This window comes from Bartonella sp. AD328YNZD, assembly GCF_042196425.1.
Genome location: NZ_JBHIQG010000832.1, coordinates 1 through 574 on the forward strand (window position 1 = coordinate 1; position 574 = coordinate 574).

Consider the following 574-nt stretch of genomic DNA (forward strand, 5'->3'; position numbering starts at 1 on the left):
GGCTATGTTCTTGATAAAAATGCTCTAAGTTCTATCTCTATTGGCTCAAGTCAAGAGCAAGTTCTTTTAACTTTAGGAACTCCTTCATTAAAAACAAAATATGATAATGAAGTTTTTTATTATATCTCACAGACACGATACCGTGGGATGCAGTTTATGAAAACAAAGATCATTGATCGCAAAGTTTTAGCCATTTACTTCAATACAAAGAATCAAGTTGTAAAAGTTTCTAACTACGGTCTAAAAGACGGTCAAGTTTTTGATTTCATTACGAAAACAACACCAACCGTAACAAAAGAACACCCTTTCTTAATTCAAATTATAAAAGGTCCTACGAATCTACCAACCAATAACTAAAATATAGTTTACATATCGTTTTAATATTATGAGATTTGATTATTGTCAGGTCTCATAATATAAAAGATTGTAACTCTTAGAGTCGGACTTTTTTTGCCATACTATCGAGAACTGCGTTAACAAGTTTGGGCTCTTCACCCTCAAAAAACGCCTTTGCTATATCAACATATTCATTCATAACAACTGCAATAGGGACATCTTTACGGTTGATCAACTC

The 574-nt window shown here is 32.4% G+C and carries 2 protein-coding genes; one reads left to right on the forward strand and one right to left on the reverse strand.

All coding sequences use genetic code 11. From position 1 onward, the window contains the following. Positions 1-357: outer membrane protein assembly factor BamE (locus ACFIO3_RS15290; protein ID WP_375704806.1), on the forward strand; the 357-nt coding region annotated here is incomplete at its 5' end. Positions 358-433: 76 nt separating this feature from the next. Here ACFIO3_RS15290 and ACFIO3_RS15295 read toward each other — a convergent pair. Then, on the reverse strand, positions 434-574 hold a 141-nt coding region (locus ACFIO3_RS15295; protein WP_375704804.1), incomplete at its 5' end, for a transcription antitermination factor NusB.